The sequence below is a fragment of the Ottowia thiooxydans genome, assembly GCF_040548795.1.
GTDB lineage: Bacteria > Pseudomonadota > Gammaproteobacteria > Burkholderiales > Burkholderiaceae_C > Ottowia > Ottowia thiooxydans_A.
In genome coordinates this window covers 207,797-224,890 of the sequence record NZ_JBEPSH010000004.1, presented here as the reverse complement: position 1 = coordinate 224,890, position 17,094 = coordinate 207,797, and the positions used below count along the sequence as shown (strand labels likewise).

At 60.8% G+C, this 17,094-nt stretch carries 13 protein-coding genes; 10 read left to right on the top strand and 3 right to left on the bottom strand.

What is annotated here, in order from left to right:
* Positions 1-106: 106 nt before the first annotated feature.
* The 5 genes from ABIE13_RS10640 to ABIE13_RS10620 all read left to right on the top strand — a co-directional run bounded on the left by ABIE13_RS10640 (position 107) and on the right by ABIE13_RS10620 (position 9,686).
* Entirely contained in the window at positions 107-3,700 is a 3,594-nt protein-coding gene (locus ABIE13_RS10640) for an indolepyruvate ferredoxin oxidoreductase family protein (RefSeq protein WP_354443136.1), read from the top strand.
* Positions 3,701-3,938: 238 nt separating this feature from the next.
* Positions 3,939-4,271: a preprotein translocase subunit YajC gene (gene yajC, locus ABIE13_RS10635; protein WP_354443134.1), complete on the top strand. Its 333-nt coding sequence runs from the start codon at positions 3,939-3,941 to the stop codon at positions 4,269-4,271.
* Between the two features lie 77 nt (positions 4,272-4,348).
* A complete protein-coding gene (gene secD / locus ABIE13_RS10630; RefSeq protein WP_354443132.1) occupies positions 4,349-6,229 on the top strand; it encodes a protein translocase subunit SecD in 1,881 nt (626 codons plus the stop codon).
* Positions 6,230-6,244: 15 nt separating this feature from the next.
* The gene (secF, locus tag ABIE13_RS10625; RefSeq protein WP_354443130.1) at positions 6,245-7,198 is read left to right on the top strand and encodes a protein translocase subunit SecF; all 954 of its coding nucleotides are present in this window, start codon (positions 6,245-6,247) and stop codon (positions 7,196-7,198) included.
* A gap of 88 nt (positions 7,199-7,286) precedes the next feature.
* On the top strand, positions 7,287-9,686 hold the full coding sequence (locus tag ABIE13_RS10620) for a DUF1631 family protein (protein ID WP_354443128.1): 2,400 nt from the start codon (positions 7,287-7,289) through the stop codon (positions 9,684-9,686).
* 61 nt (positions 9,687-9,747) lie between these two features.
* On the opposite strand, the gene ABIE13_RS10615 is transcribed toward ABIE13_RS10620, so the two are convergent.
* From ABIE13_RS10615 to ABIE13_RS10605, 3 genes are all read right to left on the bottom strand, one after another.
* The gene (locus ABIE13_RS10615; RefSeq protein WP_354443126.1) at positions 9,748-10,257 is read right to left on the bottom strand and encodes a DUF494 family protein; all 510 of its coding nucleotides are present in this window, start codon (positions 10,255-10,257) and stop codon (positions 9,748-9,750) included.
* A 663-nt stretch (positions 10,258-10,920) separates the two neighbouring features.
* The gene (gene dprA, locus ABIE13_RS10610; RefSeq protein ID WP_354443124.1) at positions 10,921-12,111 is read right to left on the bottom strand and encodes a DNA-processing protein DprA; all 1,191 of its coding nucleotides are present in this window, start codon (positions 12,109-12,111) and stop codon (positions 10,921-10,923) included.
* A gap of 51 nt (positions 12,112-12,162) precedes the next feature.
* Positions 12,163-13,461: a LysM peptidoglycan-binding domain-containing protein gene (locus ABIE13_RS10605; protein ID WP_354443122.1), complete on the bottom strand. Its 1,299-nt coding sequence runs from the start codon at positions 13,459-13,461 to the stop codon at positions 12,163-12,165.
* 135 nt (positions 13,462-13,596) lie between these two features.
* Between ABIE13_RS10605 and def the strand changes: the two genes are divergently transcribed.
* The 5 genes from def (at position 13,597) to ABIE13_RS10580 (ending at position 17,071) form a co-directional block, all read left to right on the top strand.
* Entirely contained in the window at positions 13,597-14,124 is a 528-nt protein-coding gene (gene def / locus ABIE13_RS10600) for a peptide deformylase (protein ID WP_354443120.1), read from the top strand.
* A complete protein-coding gene (locus ABIE13_RS10595) occupies positions 14,124-14,693 on the top strand; it encodes a hypothetical protein (protein WP_354443118.1) in 570 nt (189 codons plus the stop codon). Before def ends, ABIE13_RS10595 begins: the two co-directional genes overlap by 1 nt.
* A 152-nt stretch (positions 14,694-14,845) precedes the next feature.
* A complete protein-coding gene (fmt, locus tag ABIE13_RS10590; protein ID WP_354443116.1) occupies positions 14,846-15,901 on the top strand; it encodes a methionyl-tRNA formyltransferase in 1,056 nt (351 codons plus the stop codon).
* A 119-nt stretch (positions 15,902-16,020) separates the two neighbouring features.
* Entirely contained in the window at positions 16,021-16,731 is a 711-nt protein-coding gene (locus ABIE13_RS10585) for an AzlC family ABC transporter permease (protein ID WP_354443698.1), read from the top strand.
* A complete protein-coding gene (locus ABIE13_RS10580) occupies positions 16,724-17,071 on the top strand; it encodes an AzlD domain-containing protein (RefSeq protein ID WP_354443114.1) in 348 nt (115 codons plus the stop codon). The genes ABIE13_RS10585 and ABIE13_RS10580 overlap by 8 nt, the downstream gene beginning before the upstream one ends.
* Positions 17,072-17,094: the final 23 nt, after the last annotated feature.

The window sequence follows — 17,094 nt, the reverse complement described above, 5'->3', positions numbered from 1 at the left end:
ACCTATCGCACGAGGCCGCATACACTTTGCTTTCAAACGGCATCCGCCAAAGGGCGGAGTTGACCAGTGCGGTTCACCCGACTGCGCACATAAGGAGACACTCACGATGAACGCCCCCCTGCCAGAGCACGTCCGCAAGGCGCTAGAGACGGTGACGCTAGATGACAAGTACAGCCTGGATTACGGCCGTGCATTCATGAGCGGCGTACAGGCGCTGGTCAAGCTTCCCATGCTTCAGCGCCAGCGTGATGCCTTGGTTGGCAAGAACACGGCGGGGTTTGTGAGCGGCTACAGAGGCTCTCCCTTGGGTGGGTACGACCAGGCACTTTGGAAGGCGAAGGAGTACCTGCAGGCTCAGAACATCGTTTTCCAGCCTGGCGTCAATGAAGAGCTGGCAGCCACTGCGCTGTGGGGTACTCAGCAACTGGGCTTCGCGCCACCAGGGTCGAACAAGTTTGATGGCGTGTTTGGCATCTGGTACGGGAAGGGCCCGGGGGTAGACCGCTGCTCAGACGTGTTCAAGCATGCCAATATGGCCGGCACCACGCCTTGGGGCGGTGTGATTGCCGTGGCTGGCGATGACCATGTGGCCAAGAGCAGCACGGCTGCGCACCAGAGCGATCACATCTTCAAGGCTTGCGGGCTGCCCGTGTTCTTTCCGACCTCGGTGCAGGAAATCCTGGATCTGGGTGTGCATGCGTTTGCCATGAGCCGCTATTCCGGCGTCTGGACGAGCATGAAGACCATCCAGGAGATCGTTGAATCCAGCGCCACGGCCATGATCGATCCTGAGCGTGTGCAGGTCCACCTTCCCACGGACTTCGAAATGCCCCCGGGCGGCGTGCATATTCGCTGGCCCGATGCTGCGCTGGTGCAGGAAGAGCGCCTGTACAACTACAAGTGGTATGCCGCGTTGGCCTACATCCGCGCCAACCGGCTCAACCACAACGTCATCGAAGGGCCGAATGATCGCCTGGGCCTGATTGCCAGTGGCAAGGCCTACAACGACACGCGCCAGGCACTGATCGATCTGGGTCTCGACGACGCCACCTGCCGCCAACTCGGCATTCGCCTGCACAAAGTGGCTGTGGTGTGGCCGCTGGAAGCCACAGCTACGCGTGAATTTGCCACGGGCCTGCGCGAAATTCTGGTGGTGGAAGAAAAGCGTCAGGTCATTGAATATCAGATCAAGGAAGAGCTCTACAACTGGCGCGCCGATGTTCGCCCCAATGTGGTCGGAAAATTCCATGAGGGCGCCGACGGCGATTTCTCGGGCGGTGAGTGGTCGCGCGCCAACCCTACGGCCAACGAATTGCTGCGGGCCACCGCTGATCTGTCGCCCGCCATGATCGCCCGCGCCATTGCGCAGCGGTTGAAAAAACTCGGCATCGACGCCGACATGACGGCACGCATTGACCGCCAGCTCGCCATTCTGGACGCCTCCGAGCGCAACATGAAAGCGCTGGAACTGGGCGGTACGGGGGCCGAGCGCCAGCCCTGGTTCTGCTCAGGCTGTCCGCACAACACCAGCACGCGCGTCCCGGAAGGCTCCCGCGCCATGGCGGGTATTGGCTGCCATTTCATGACCATCTGGATGGACAGGGAGACGGTCGGGTTCACGCAGATGGGCGGAGAGGGCGTGCCGTGGGTCGGCCAACAGCCCTTCAGCAACGAAAAGCACATGTTCGCCAACCTGGGCGATGGCACCTATTTCCATAGCGGCACTCTGGCGGTTCGCCAAAGTATTGCTTCCGGTGTCAACATCACTTACAAGATTCTCTACAACGACGCCGTGGCCATGACCGGCGGCCAGCAGATCGGCGAGCGGCCCGAAGGCCTGTCCGTGATCCAGATCGCCCAGAACATGCGTGCAGAAGGCGCTGTCAAGATCACCATCGTCACCGACGAGCCAGAAAAATACCAGAATGCCCGCGAACGCGGCCTGCCCGATGGCATAGAAATTCAGCACCGGGACAAGCTCGACGCCGTGCAGCGCGAGTTTCGCGAGATCACAGGCACCACGGTCATCATCTACGACCAGACCTGCGCCACCGAAAAGCGGCGCCGCCGCAAGCGCGGCTCCATGGAAGATCCCGCCAAACGCGTCATCATCAACGACCTGGTGTGCGAGGGCTGCGGCGATTGCAGCGTACAGAGCAACTGCCTCAGTGTGGAGCCGCTGGAGACGGAGTTTGGGCGCAAGCGCACCATCAATCAGAGCACCTGCAACAAGGATTACTCGTGCTTGAAGGGCTTTTGCCCCAGCTTCATCACCGTGGAAGGTGGCAACCTGAAGAAAAAGGCGAAGGAGAAGTCCGCTGCCTCGCCTTTTGATCTGGGGATGCTGCCAGAACCCCAGCTACCTGCCATGCCTACCGCCTATGGCATTGTGGTGGCCGGTGTGGGCGGCACCGGTGTGATCACCATCGGGCAACTGCTTGGCATGGCAGCACACATCGAGGGCAAAGGCATCGTCACCCAGGATGCAGCGGGGCTGGCACAAAAAGGCGGTGCCACCTGGAGCCATGTGCTCATAGGCCAAACACAGGAAGACATTCGTACCACCCGCGTGGGCATGGCTGCTGCCGATCTGGTCATAGGGTGCGACCCCATTGTCACGGCGGGTAAGGAAACAGTGCTGCGCATGCGCGAAGGCCGTACCCATGTCGCACTGAACGTCCACGGCACGCCCACGGCAGCCTTTGTACGCGATGGCGCCTGGCGCAATCCGGCAGAACAGTGCGCCGCCGACATTGCCCGCGCGGCCGGGCCGCAGGGTTTGAGTGGTTTCGATGCCGATGCCATGGCCACCCGTCTGATGAGCGACAGCATCTATGTCAACCCCATGATCCTGGGGTACGCGTGGCAAAAAGGATGGGTGCCCCTGCGTCATGAATCTCTCATGCGCGCCATTGAGCTGAATGCGGTTCAGGTGGAGAACAACAAGACGGCCTTCGCCTGGGGCCGCCAGGCTGCGCACGATTGGGCGCGTGTCGAGAAGCTCCTGGGTGGTGCAGGCGGAGCTCAAGTGATCGAGTTCAAGAAGCGCGAAACGCTCGACTCCATGATCCGCCGCCGTGTTGAATTTTTGACGGACTACCAAAATGCTGCCTATGCAGCGCAATACCGGGAGTTTGTGGCCCGCGTAGAGAAGCAGGAGCTGGCTTTGGGTAAAACTGCCTTGAGCGAAGCGGTGGCTCGCTATCTATTCAAGCTCATGGCTTACAAAGATGAGTACGAGGTGGCTCGCCTGCACAGCGACCCGGCGTTCTTGGATCGGGTCAAAGGCATGTTTGAGGGCGACTTCACCTTCAATTACCACCTGGCTCCTCCCATGACCGCTCAACGCAACGAACGCGGTGAGCTGATCAAGAAAAAATATGGGCCGAGCATGCTGCGTAATTTCCGCTGGCTGGCCAAGCTCAAGGGCTTGCGGGGCACAGCGTTCGACATCTTTGGCAGAACCGAAGAGCGCCAGACTGAGCGCGCCCTGATCCAGCAGTACCGAGCCAGCATCGAAGAAGTGCTCAAGACCCTGGATGCCCACAATCACGCCACGGCAGTGGAGATTGCACGTATTCCTGAGCAGATCAAAGGATACGGACACGTCAAGGAGCGCAATTTGAAAGCCGCGCGCGTTCGGTGGGAAGAGCTGAAGGTGGCTTACCGGCATCCGCAAGGCGTGCAGAAGGTGGCGTAATATCCCGTGTTAAATAAGCGTACTGTCTACAAGCTGACGCCTATCTGACATTCGTCGGGCCTGGGTCGCCCTTTTTTCTCCCCCCAGTCGTTCAAATGGGGGGAGAAAAAAGCGCCTATTTGGGGCCTCCGAGCCAGCCCACTACAATATAAGGTTCTCCGCGCGCCCGCAGAGGGTGTGCTTATGCGTCCGGCTTTTTTGCCCGCGCCCTACTTCCGTATTTTTCAGGAGCCTGCAGGTGTTCATTTCCAACGCTTTCGCCCAGACCGCCCCCGCCGCCGCCGCAGAGGGAGGCATGACGTCTTCGCTGATGAGCATGCTGCCGCTGCTGCTGATGTTCGCAGTGCTGTACTTCATCATGATCCGCCCTCAGATGCGCAAGCAAAAAGAGCACCGCGCCATGATCGATGCACTGGCCAAAGGCGATGAAGTCGCCACCGCTGGTGGCCTGATGGGCCGTGTGACGGCTATCTCCGAAGGCAGCCTGACTCTGCAGATCGCCAACGGCGTTGAAGTGCAGATGCAGCGCAGCGCAGTAGTTCAAGTGCTGCCCAAGGGAACCATTAAGTAAGCTGCGGAGTCTCATCCGCTTTCCCGGTAGCCTGAAATGGCCGCCGCCCTGGCTGCCAATCGATCGAGTCTTTCCCCATGAATCGTTATCCGTTATGGAAATACGCCGTCATTGTCGTCGCGCTACTGGTAGCGGTGATCTACGCACTGCCCAATCTGTTCGGCGAAGCGCCGGCAGTTCAGGTTTCAGCTGCCAAGACCACGGTTAAGGTGGACCTCTCCACGCAAGAGCGTGTAGAGCAAGCACTGAAATCCGCGGGCGTCGAGCCCACCCTGATGTCCCTGGACGCCGGCTCTGTCCGCGCACGTTTTGCCACTACGGACGATCAGCTCAAGGCCAAAGACGCCATCGAGCGCGCGATGATCCCCGATGCGGCCGACGCGTCCTACATCGTGGCCCTCAACCTGGTGTCACGCTCGCCGGCCTGGCTGACGGCGCTCCATGCCAAGCCCATGTACCTGGGCCTGGATTTGCGCGGCGGCGTGCACTTCATGTTGCAGGTAGACATGAGCGCGGCCCTGACCAAGCGGCTCGACACGCTGGCCAGCGACATTCGCCTGGCTCTGCGTGAAAAGGATATCCGCCACGGCGGCATCAGCCGTGAAGGTCAGAACATCGAAATTCGCACACGTGACGCTGCCATGCAGGAAGCGGTCCGCCGAATCATCACCGACCAGTTGACTGATCTTCAGCCTACACCGGGCACAGGGTCTGAGCCCACGCTGGTCGCAAGTTTTAAACCTGAAGCCCTGCGCAAGGTGCAGGACCAGGCTCTCAAGCAGAACATCACCACCTTGCACAACCGTGTGAATGAACTCGGCGTGGCCGAGCCTGTCATTCAGCAGCAAGGTGCCGATCGTGTGGTGGTGCAACTGCCGGGTGTGCAGGACGTTGCCAAAGCCAAAGACATTCTGGGGCGGACCGCTACGCTTGAAATGCGCCTGGTGGACGAAAGCGCAGAAGGCCTCGCGGCCGAAGGGGGTAGAGGTCCCGTACCTTTCGGCTCTGAGCGATTCCTGCAGCCTGATGGCCGTGCCGTGATCGTCAAGCGCCAAGTCATCCTGACCGGTGATAGCCTGACCGATGCTCAGCCGGGATTCGATTCCCAGACTCAGCAGCCCAAGGTCGATTTGACCGTGGACGCCAAGGGTGGCCGCATCATGCGCGACACCAGCCGGGAAAACGTGAAGAAGCGCATGGCCATTGTCCTGTTTGAAAAGGGCAAAGGCCAGGTGTTGACCGCTCCCGTGATCCAGAGCGAACTGGGTAACCGTTTTCAGATTTCAGGGTCCATGACCATTCCGGAGGCCAACGATCTGGCGCTGTTATTGCGCGCGGGTTCGCTTGCAGCTCCTATGGAAATCATCGAAGAACGAACCATCGGCCCTAGCCTGGGTGCAGACAACATCAGCAAAGGCTTCCACAGCGTGATGTGGGGCTTCGTGGTGATCGCGCTGTTCATGTCGGCCTATTACATGCTGTTCGGCGTGTTCTCCGCCATCGCGCTGTCGTTCAACCTGCTGCTGCTGGTGGCTATTTTGTCGATGCTGCAAGCCACACTGACCTTGCCCGGCATGGCGGCCATGGCGCTGGCGCTGGGTATGGCCATTGACGCCAACGTGCTGATCGCCGAGCGTGTTCGAGAGGAACTGCGTGCGGGTGCATCGGGACAGGCGGCCATCCACGCAGGCTATGACCGGGCCTGGGCGACCATTCTGGACTCGAACGTGACTTCGCTGATTGCAGGCCTGGCACTGCTGGCCTTCGGTTCTGGTCCTGTGCGCGGCTTTGCTGTGGTGCACTGCCTCGGTATTGTCACTTCCATGTTCTCGGCCGTGTTCTTCTCTCGTGGCTTGGTGAACCTTTGGTACGGGAACAAGAAAAAGCTCAAAACGGTGTCCATTGGCACCGTCTGGAAGCCCGAGCCTACGGCGGTTGAGCCGGGCAAGATAGCGTAAGAAAAGGCAAAGCTCATGGAATTCTTCAAGATCAGACGGGACATCCCGTTCATGAAGCACGCGTTGATCTTCAACGTGGTGTCTTTCCTTACGTTCGCAGTGGCCGTGTTTTTCCTGGTCACGCGCGGTCTGCATCTGTCGGTGGAGTTCACCGGTGGTACGGTCATGGAAGTGGCCTACAGCCAGCCGGCTGATCTGACCAAGGTGCGCGGCACCGTGTCGTCGTTGGGTTACCAGGATGTGCTGGTGCAGAACTTCGGCACATCGCGCGACGTCATGATCAGGCTGCCGGTGCAAAAGGACCAGACCTCAGCTCAGCAGAGCGCGGTGGTGCTTGAAGCACTCAAGAAGGCCTCTCCTGATGTTGAAATGCGCCGCACCGAATTCGTGGGGCCGCAGGTTGGTCAGGAACTGGCACTAGACGGGCTGAAAGCCTTGGCGTTCGTGATCCTGGGGATCATGATCTATCTGGCCATACGCTTTGAGTGGAAATACGCCGTGGCAGCCATCATTGCCAACTTGCATGATGTGGTCATCATCATGGGGTTTTTCGCGTTTTTCCAGTGGGAATTCTCCCTTGCGGTGTTGGCGGCCGTCTTGGCCGTTCTGGGCTATTCGGTCAACGAATCCGTCGTGATTTTCGACCGTATCCGCGAAGCGTTCCGCCGTTTCCGGAAGATGACGCCGGTCGAGGTGATTGACCACGGTATTACAGCCAACATTAGCCGCACGATCATCACGCACGGCTCTACTCAGATCATGGTGCTGTCCATGCTGTTGTTTGGGGGTGAGACGCTGCACTACTTTGCCATGGCCTTGACCATCGGCATCTGCTTCGGCATCTATTCTTCGGTGTTTGTGGCGGCCGCCATCGCCATGTGGCTGGGCGTCAAGCGTGAAGATCTGATCAAACCGACCAGCCGTCGGGATGGCGACGCCAATGACCCGAACGCGGGCGCGGTGGTGTAAGCCTTCACATTCGGCCCCATACCCATCCCATACCCACCCCAGATTACCTTCTGCGTGCGATACTGAAAACTCTTCCGCATCGCGCCCCATGGTCACATCCTCGCAGCAGCTAGCGCCGGATCGCCGCCTGTCTCAGCAGGCGAGAGAATGGTTCGCCAAAACGATGGAGCCTGCCATCGCGGCTCTGGTGCCGGTCATTCGGCACCGGCTGGCGAGCCTTGCGCAAGGAAGCAGTGGCACTCCGTTGGCCGACGTGCAGCTTGCAATGGACGCTGCTGCCTTGTTCGGCAAACAGTATCGGCGCTGGGCAGAAGGCGTTTTCAAAGCCTGGCGTGCTGCATTGCAGGGAAGCACGGGCCCGGCCACCTCCGGAGATCACTCCGGTGCGCTTGGCTTGCTCGATCACGAAGTGGTGGAGCAGGAAATTCTGGTTTCTCGCCTGAGTCTGGCCATTCAGGATCGCGCGCACTGGGAGCTTAACGATCTGCGACTCAGGATCCAGCGCCTCGAAAGTAGCCGCGAACTGTCCAGCGGCGACATTTTCCGCCCGGAGGTGATGGCGCGGCTGCTGCTGCAATCGTGGGCTGATCAGGGCATGACGCGGCAGATGTGGGCGCTGGTGCACGACAGTGTCCATGCTGAACTGTCGGACCGCATGACCAAGGCCTACCATGGAGTCAACGAACTGTTGATCCGGGAGGGCGGCACGGCCCAGATAGATCTCAAGTCCATGGTCAGGCGCACCGAAAGTGCAGGCGGTGCAGCAGGCTCCGGCTCGCCCAGCGTTCGAGGCCCGGTTGAACGGAGAGAACCAGACAGACCCAGCACTCGGTCTGCCCAGGGGCCTCTCTCAACCCGTGTGGCCGGCGACACCATGCTTTCCCACAGCGGCCCGGGCGGCATATCGCCTTCTGGGTATGCGCGCGAAGGCCAGGAAACCCGAAGCATGACTTCGAGCACGCCATTGGCGCGCGCGCGGCAAAGGGCGTGGGACGTGCTGGGCCAGGTCAGGCGCTTGCTGGGCGAGCGCCTCAATGAGGGTGAGTCTCCTGAGTCGTCCGGCACGTCCGACGGGGCCGGACCGCCTTCTCCCCCCTTGGCGCGGGCCCTGCTGGAGCGGCGCGACCTGTTCGCCCCCACAGAACTGATGCGGCCTGGCGACGGCACCGTCGCCACCTCCGTGATGCCCGTGAGCGTGGAAGTGGCCGCGCAAAGACTGCGTGCGCGCACCGTCGAACTGAAAGCCAAGGCTGAAAAGTCGAGTGAAAAAGCAACGATAGAAATCGTCGCCCTGATGTTCCAGGCCATCCTGGCCGAAGAGCGCATCCCGGCGACGGTGCGGGTCTGGTTTGCTCGTTTGCAGATTCCCGTGCTGCGCCTGGCTCTGGCCGAGCGGGATTTCTTTGCGTCCGTCGAACACCCGGCACGCCAGTTGATCGATCGCATGGGCGCGTGCGCGCTCGGCTTTGACGTTGGCAATATTGCAGGAAGCCAGCTCGAGCGCGAGATCAAGCGCATCGTTCAGGTGATTGAGCAATATCCAGAAACCGGCAGGCGTGTCTACCAACTCGTCTTTGAAGAGTTCAAGAAATTTCTGGGCCGCTCGCTCACCAGAAGCGGCTCCGCGCTGCAGGCCGCGACGCTTGCGCAGCAGGTTGAGCAAAAGGATGCTCTGTCGATTCAGTACACGATAGAGCTGCGCAAGATGTTGTCGTCGGTACCGGTGCGTGAAGAGGTGCGTGAATTTCTGTTCCGCATCTGGGCCGAAGTGCTGGCCATGGCTGCAGTTCGTCAGGGTCCGCAACATGAACAGACGCAGCGCTACAAGCAAGCTGCCGCAGATCTGCTTTGGTCGGTCAGTGCCAAGGCTTCGCGTGGTGAACGCAGTCGTGTGGTGCAGCAATTGCCGACCCTGCTTCAGAACCTGCGTGAAGGCATGAGCACCCTGGCCATGCCGGCTCCTTTGCAGGACGGACACATCAAGGTGATCAACGACGCCGTGATGCAGGCCTTCGTTTCGCGTACGGAGGGCATGTCTCCTGACATGCTCAATGAGTTGGTGCGGGGTCTCGCAGGCCTGGAAGGCGTGGTCACCAACGACGCCGAAGGCGACGTGATGCTGGACCCGGGCGTGATCGAACTCATGTCCGGTGTCGACGCCGCGATGTTGGAAGTCATTGCCACTGGCGGCACCAACCCCAGCAGATCAGTTTTGAGTTGGGCTGAAGAATTGGATCTGGGCGCATGGTTTGTGCTCGAGCGCGAAGCCGCCATGATCCAGGTGCAATATGTGTGGCGCAGTCAGCGCGGCCAGCTCCATCTGTTTACTTCCGGCAACGGCAAAAGCTACCTGGTGCAGACGCGACGGCTGGCTTCTTATCTGCAAGCAGGCTTGCTGGTGCCTGTAGAAGATGAGGCGTTGACCGTACGGGCCACACGCGTTGCATTGGCTCAACTGGACGCTGAGCCCAAGCGCTTGCTTGAGTAAGCTGCCCGCTGCTGCTTCGCGCTCCTCCAGTCAGGCCTTATTTGCCTGACTCCACTTGGGGTCAATTCTTCAAGCGCCCCGCGGCATCGTCGCAAAGTTCGTCGAGAATCAACACGTCCGGTTCAGCGCCAACGCGCCAGTAAACCATCAGCACGATGATCTTGAGGTCATCGGGGTCCAGCGGAGAATCCGGGATAGCCAAAGCACGGTCTATGACCACCTCGCGCAACTCGGGCGGCAGGGCACCGGCGTCTTCCAGAAAGCGAATGCACGCAATGCACTCGGAGCCCAGGTGGGCCATCTCGTGTGCTGTGTAGATGCGCAAGCTATCGGGTGAAGCCGGCCATGCAGGTGGTTGATCATTCTCCGCGCTGGCTGCGTCGCGAGCCCGGTCTGCGGGCGCAAGAATGCCCAGTGTCGCTACATGCAGACCATCCAGCCAAGCCAACGCCTGCAGGATATCTTCACGCTCAAAACCCGCAGTGCTCAGCTTGCGGCCAAGCTGTTCGCGCCCAGGATAAGCATCACCACCCCAGCAGTTCTCATACACGAACGCGAGCACTTCATACATAAATAACAATATAACACCCCCCTGAGTCGCTTGCGCGCCTTCCCCCCGCTGGGGACGCCACTGGCGGCCGGGCAGAGCCCGCTCCGCGGTGGCCCTGAATGGCCTGCTCCGCGGCCTTCTGATTAGGAAAAAAGCCTGTCGCTTGCGACTGAAACGTGCAGGGCCGAGCGAAGCAATGGCCCGAGTGGGTGCCCAACCCCTCTGGACGTGCTGAGCAGCACAGGGCGACGGGCGGGCAGTGGCACTGCAAGATGCCACTGCTTCGTGATCTAGCTTGTCGCAGTTGTTTGACCGAAGTGAACGAAGTGAACGCAGGGAGTTTCTGCGACACCGCCCGTCGACCGAGCAGCGCAAGTTGCCCGTAGCGCAGCGAAGGGACACGCTCAGCGGGGCCGCCTTTTCTTGCGCCAGGTTCTTTTGGCGGAGCAAAAGAAGGTGGCTGCGCTGCCGGGCGCACTCCCCGGCCTCCGACCTCAAGAGAACAACAGAAGGTAATTAACAACGCAAGCGCTGAATCAACCGCCGCTTGCCCTCACCGGTTGGCCGGCCCCCCCGCCCGCTCCCAAAGGGAGAGGGAGTTAAATCGCCGCAGCCGCCCTAAAGAAGGTTGGCTGCGCTGCCGGGCGCACTCCCCCGGCCAACCCCAGAAAGTCATTAAAAACACTACCCCCGCCCCAACCTCTGAAACACCCCCCCAGGCATCCGCGCCACCACCCCATCCAACTCCAACTCCAACAACCGCGCCTGCAACAACGGCGTAGGAAACCCCGTCCGAGCCTGCAAAGCATCCAGGCTGGCCGGATCCGCCCCCAGCGCCCGCAACAATTCATCTTCTTCACTGTTGGCAGCCACAGCCGATGGCGTTTCTTTGCTGGTAGCAGGTTCAGCAGGCGCAGCCGCTGCAGCAGGTGCAGCAGGTGCAGCAGGTGCAGCAGGTGCAGCAGGCCAATGCAGCTCCTCCAACACGTCCTGCGCGTTCTCCACCAGCTTCGCCCCTTGCTTGATCAACGCATGGCATCCTCGCGACTGCGTCCCGTGAATCGATCCAGGAATGGCGAACACCTCCTTGCCCTGCTCGCTGGCCATCCTGGCCGTGATGAGCGATCCAGAACGCAGAGCGGCTTCGACCACCAGCGTGCCGCGTGACAGCCCGGAGATAAGGCGATTGCGCTTGGGAAAATTGGGTGGCAAGGGCGGAGTGCCCAGACGGTATTCGCTGACGATCAACCCATGGCGTGCGATGCGGTGCGCCAGATCCAGATGCTGGCGCGGATACACCCGATCCAGCCCTGTACCCACAATGGCGATGGTGGCCAGGGCGTTGGCACCCAAAGCCGCCGGGTAGCCTTGCAATGCTCCCTCGTGGGCGGCGCCGTCCACCCCCAGCGCAAGGCCCGACACCACGGTCAACCCTGCACCGGCAAATGCGCGTGCAAACTGCTGGGCGTTCAAGCTGCCCTGCGGGGTGGGATTGCGGGTTCCGACCATGGCCAACGCGCGCGCTGGCCATTCGCAGACCAGTCCCAGCAAATAAAGCATCAGGGGTGGGTCTTCTATCGCGAGCAGGCTGGTGGGATAGTCGGGATCCCCGAGCGTCACGATTCTCCGGGCCGGTCCGTCTCCTGTTGAGGCCAGCCAATCCAGAGTGATTTGCACCTGCGTGGCCAGCTCCGGCGGCTCCTGAAGCAGCGTCCTGGCCTGGGCAGCACTGACAAGCTGACCCAGCGCAGCAAGGCTCTGCTCGAAGATGGCCTGAGGCAGGCCGAAAGCCGCCAGCAGTCGGCGCGCGCTTTCATTGCCGACCCCCGGCGTCATTTCCAGCCTGAGCCAGGCGGCCAACTCTTCGCGCTCCATGGGGGCTCGCGCAGCGGTGGAGGATGATGAGAGAGAAGCGGTGCCCGGCATTCAGCGTGGATTGACCAGCTTGTCACCCACCTGCACCGGGTCCTCGATCTCCATCACCAAGGCGTAGGACACGCGCTCAAAGGGCAGGAAAACCAGGGCTACCCCGTTGCGCTCATCTGGCAACTGAATCATTTCGCCGCGTTCTTGCTGGGTCTTGTCCAGCATGCGTGCACCGGAGGACAGCAGCGACAACACATGGCCGTTCTCGATGCCGTCGCGCAGTCCCTTGTTGATCACCACAACCTGGTTCTGCGCCGCATAGCGCACCGCGCTCCCATAGACGGACACGACGCGGGCGTCGACCGGTACCGAAGGGGCGTGCGGGGCGTAGTTGCGGAAATCACGCGCCGGCTCCGGCAACAGCCGGTCACCCGCACGCATTTCCTCCTTGTTGGTCAGGATGGTGATGGTCGCAGGCACCGGAAATGTGTCAGGTACATTGCTGACCACGGCCTCTGGCACCTGTTCGCCCGCAGCGGGACCGGCGGGCGGTGGGGGCGGTGCGTCCACACGGGTGGGAATCACTTCTGCGACTTCGCTTTCGCCGCGCACCAGTTCGGCGCTGCCCATGTACTGACCCTCGTAGCCCAGAATTTCACCTGAATCAGGATCTTTCAGAGGCTTGGCATCGCGGAAGATGCGGTAGCGCGTGGGCAGGCCTGGCGCCAACAGCATGGGCGCATCCGCCGGGCCTCGCGCATAGGCACGGTCACCCTTGGCCAATAGCACGCGTCGTTCGTTGTTCGTGGCGACAATACGCGCTGCGCGCTCGAACGTTTCGTTGTCTGCCACCAGGGGCTCTGAAAGAAACGGCTCAATCAAGTGAGGCTGCAAGGTGGGCAATGGCCCGCCACCCAACACTTCAATACGGTTGCGGGGAGACACGCGCACGGTAGGGACCGCGCCAGCATCTTGACTGCCACGCACACGCAGCCGCGCCAGACCGCCTGAGCGGTCCAGGTAGAGCTGCTGGCCTGGGTAGATCAGGTGGGGGTTGCGAATTTCCTGAAGGTTCATTCCCCAAAGAGCAGGCCAACGCCAGGGTGAACGGAGAAATTGGCGAGATATGCCCCACAGCGTGTCGCCACGGCGAACGGTGTACTCTTCGGGGGCATCGGCGGCCAGTTCAGCGAGTGGCACCCCGGCCTGTGCCACCTGTGTCGCAGTGTTGCGCTGTTCCGCCGTCACGGGAAAACGAGGGGTTGGCTGGGCCATGACTTCGGCTGCAGGCAACAGAGCCAGCCCACTCAAGGCCAATGCGCTGCGTAGGCCGAGGCCTGGTTTAGAGCTGATTTTCATTATTTAGGCCTACACTTCACAAAGCACTGCACATTTTTGCACTCAAGCCCTTGTTCAAGCAACGAAAAAGGACAAGGTCGCCAGCGCAGAACTTGAAAAATAGCGAAAATAGCTACATCTTCATTTGCACTGCACATGGCTCAGCTCTCCATTCTCCGCTATCCCGATGCGCGTCTGCACAAGGTCGCCAAGCCCGTGCAGGCCGTTGATGCGCGCATCCGGGCGCTGATCACCGATATGTTCGACACCATGTACGAGGCCAAGGGTATTGGCCTGGCCGCTACGCAGGTGGACGTGCACGAGCGCCTCATTGTGATTGACGTCTCAGAGGAGCGCGATGCACCCATGGTGCTCATCAATCCTGAAATCCTCTGGTCCAGTGAAGAGATGCTCAAAGGCGACGAAGGCTGTCTCTCCGTGCCAGGTATCTATGACGGCGTCGAGCGCGCTGCGCGTATCAAGGTCAGGGCGCTCGACGCGGAAGGGCGCTCGCGCGAAATCGAAGCCGATGAACTGCTGGCGGTTTGCATTCAGCATGAAATGGACCACCTGATGGGCAAGGTTTTCGTGCAGTACCTCTCGCCACTCAAGCAAAATCGCATCAAGACGAAGCTGCTCAAGCAAGATAAACAGGAAAAGCAGGACCGCCGGGAGAATGCCTGATGGCGTGGTCATGGCGCCCTCTCAGTGCTGCGATCCTTCTGGTCGCTTCTCTGACCGGGTGTGTCACGCGCCCTGAGCAGATCCCGGCAGGCACGCCGCGCGCCGAAGTAGTTCAAGCCCTGGGCAACCCAACGGCGCGCTATAAGCTTGCCAATCCCACCGCATCCTTGCCCATCGCCTGCTTGCCCGGTGGTGCTGTGCCTGCATCCAGTGCCCAGACTGCCAGCCAGGGGGAGCGCCTGCAGTATTCCATGCAGCCCTCGGGCCAAAGTGTCTACAACGTCGATCTGGACGGACAGGGGCGACTGGTGCGTGCCGAGGAGGCCATGAATGAAGCCCTTTTCGGGCAGCGCATACTGCCCGATCGCTGGACCCGCGAAGATGTGCTCTGTGAGTACGGCAAGCCCGCGCGTGTTCAGCGTGTGCACAGTTTCAAGGGTGATATATGGGTATGGCGCTTCACCGAAGGTCCTACCTGGCGCTTGCTTTTCATTGATATTGATCCTCAGGGCGTGGTGCGTGGCTACAGCACCGGAGACGAGCCTCTTCCAGACGATCGCGCTCCCTGATGAAAACGGTTTGAGAACGTGTTTACGATTTTTTTGTGGCCCCAAAAAAATCGTAAACACGTTCTCAGAGCGAGCAGGGTCAATTCCGTGTGAACATACCCTGCTCTGCGGCCTCAACCGCCCTTGCACTTGATCCTTGAATGTCTTCCCCCATGAAAGTCGCCTTCGCCGGCACACCAGAATTTGCCAGCGTGGCACTTGCCCAGTTGCATGCGGCAGGTTTTTCCATTCCACTCGTTCTGACACAGCCTGACAGGCCTGCGGGGCGGGGCATGAAACTGCAAGCCTCACCCGTCAAACAGTTCGCTCTGGACCACGGCATCGCCCTGGCACAGCCGCGCAGCCTGCGACTGGATGGAAAGTTTCCGCAAGACGCACAAGCTGCCTTCGCTGCGCTGGAGGCTGCTGACGCTGACGTATTGGTGGTAGCGGCCTACGGCTTGATCCTCCCGCAGTGGGTACTGGATGGCGTCTCAGCGCGGCGCTTGCCTGGTGCACAGCCCTGGCTCGGTTGTCTGAACATTCATGCCAGCCTTCTGCCGCGCTGGCGTGGTGCCGCACCCATTCACCGCGCGATTGAAGCTGGAGACAAGCAAACCGGCGTCACCATCATGCAGATGGATGCGGGCCTCGACACCGGCGACATGCTGCTGGAGGAAAAATTGCTCATAGCCCCAGGCGACACCACGGGCACGCTGCACGACAAGCTGGCGGTGGTTGGAGGGCGGCTTATCGTCGAAGCACTGGAGTTGGCCGCTCGAAAAAGCCTCACCCCCACGCCACAGCCAGAAGCGGGCGTCACTTATGCGCACAAGATAGAAAAGCAGGAAGCTGCCATCGATTGGTCGCTTCCGGCGGAGGTCATAGAGCGGCGAATCCGTGCATTTAACCCCTTTCCGGGTGCTGGCACGGTGGCGCACGGCGCACCGCTCAAGATCTGGGCTGCGAATTTGGCAGTTTCACAGGCACCTGGGCTGCCTGCCTCAGGTGAACACGCGCCTACCCCCGTCAAGGAAGCAGAGTCGCCTGCCGATGCGGGGCGAATCCTTTCAGTCGATGCCACCGGAATCGCGGTGCAGTGCGGGAGCGGCGTGCTTCGCCTGACTGAGTTGCAGCGCCCTGGGGGCAAGCGTCTTTCTGCTGCCGATCTTCTGCGTGGCTTTCCGCTGGCGGTGGGGCAAATGTTGGGTGGCGGTATGGCAGCATGAGCATGCCTGTGCCTCCCGGCATGAAGCCACGCGGCCGCGTAGGCTCCTGGCTGTCGCGCAGGGTCGATGCTTTTTCCCGTATTGCACGCCACCCGCTCTACTGGGTCGGCGCGCGCGAGATGGCGGGTGTCTCCGTAGGGTTGACGGCCTGGTCATTCATGACCGGTGTGGCCATGGTCAAGTCGGGCATGTCCCTCACGGAGGCCGTGCTGATGTCGCTGCTTGTGTACGCAGGCAGCGCGCAATTGGCGGCCATTCCCTTGATTGCTGCCGGCGCTCCAATATGGGTGATTCTGGCCACGGCGTTTTGCGTCAATCTGCGCTTTGTAGTGTTCAGCCTGCATCTGCGCGATTACTTCATGTTCCTGCCCAGGCTCAAGCGCTTGCACCTGGGCTATTTCACAGGCGATGTAACCTACGTCCTGTTCACCAGCCGTTTTTCGCATCCCGCACAGACAGAAAATCAGCAGCGCGCGCAGATGGCCTACCTATGGGGTGGCAACATCACCAACTGGGCTGCCTGGCAGAGTATGAGCTTGCTGGGCATATTCGTAGGCAACGCTTTCCCGGCCCGCTGGGGGCTCGAGTTCGCCGGCATACTGGCCTTGTTGGGCATGGCCTGTTCACTGGCCAGTACAAGATTGCGAGTACTGTCTGCCGTGGTCGCGGGCGCCGCTGCGGTAACCGTGTATGGCCTGCCTTACCGGCTCAACATCGTGGCTGCCATCGCAGTGGCCGTGGCGGTGTGCCTGCTGTTGGAGCCGTACAGCCGCATACCTCCGCGTCGGCCATCAACGACGCCAGACGATGGAGAGCAAAAAAATGGCTGAGACCGACGGCTGGACCCTTCTGGTCATTCTGGGGCTGACCGTCATCAGTGTGGTCACACGCAGCTTTTTCTTCATTTCGGAGCGACCCTGGAAGCTGCCCTACTGGGCTCAGAGGGGTTTGCAATATGCGCCTATTGCAGCGCTCGCCGCCGTCATCACCCCGGATATCTTCATGCTCGACGGCGAGTTGACCGCGCCCTGGCGGGACGCACGGGTGCTGGCAGCCATTGCGGCCACAGCCTTCTATTTCTGGCGCCGACGCAGCAGTTTGGTTCTGCCCGCGACCATTGGCGTGGGCATGGCAGTGTATTTACCTCTGCGTTTGTGGCTGGGTTGGTAGGTGATGGTCTGACAGGGCGTTAA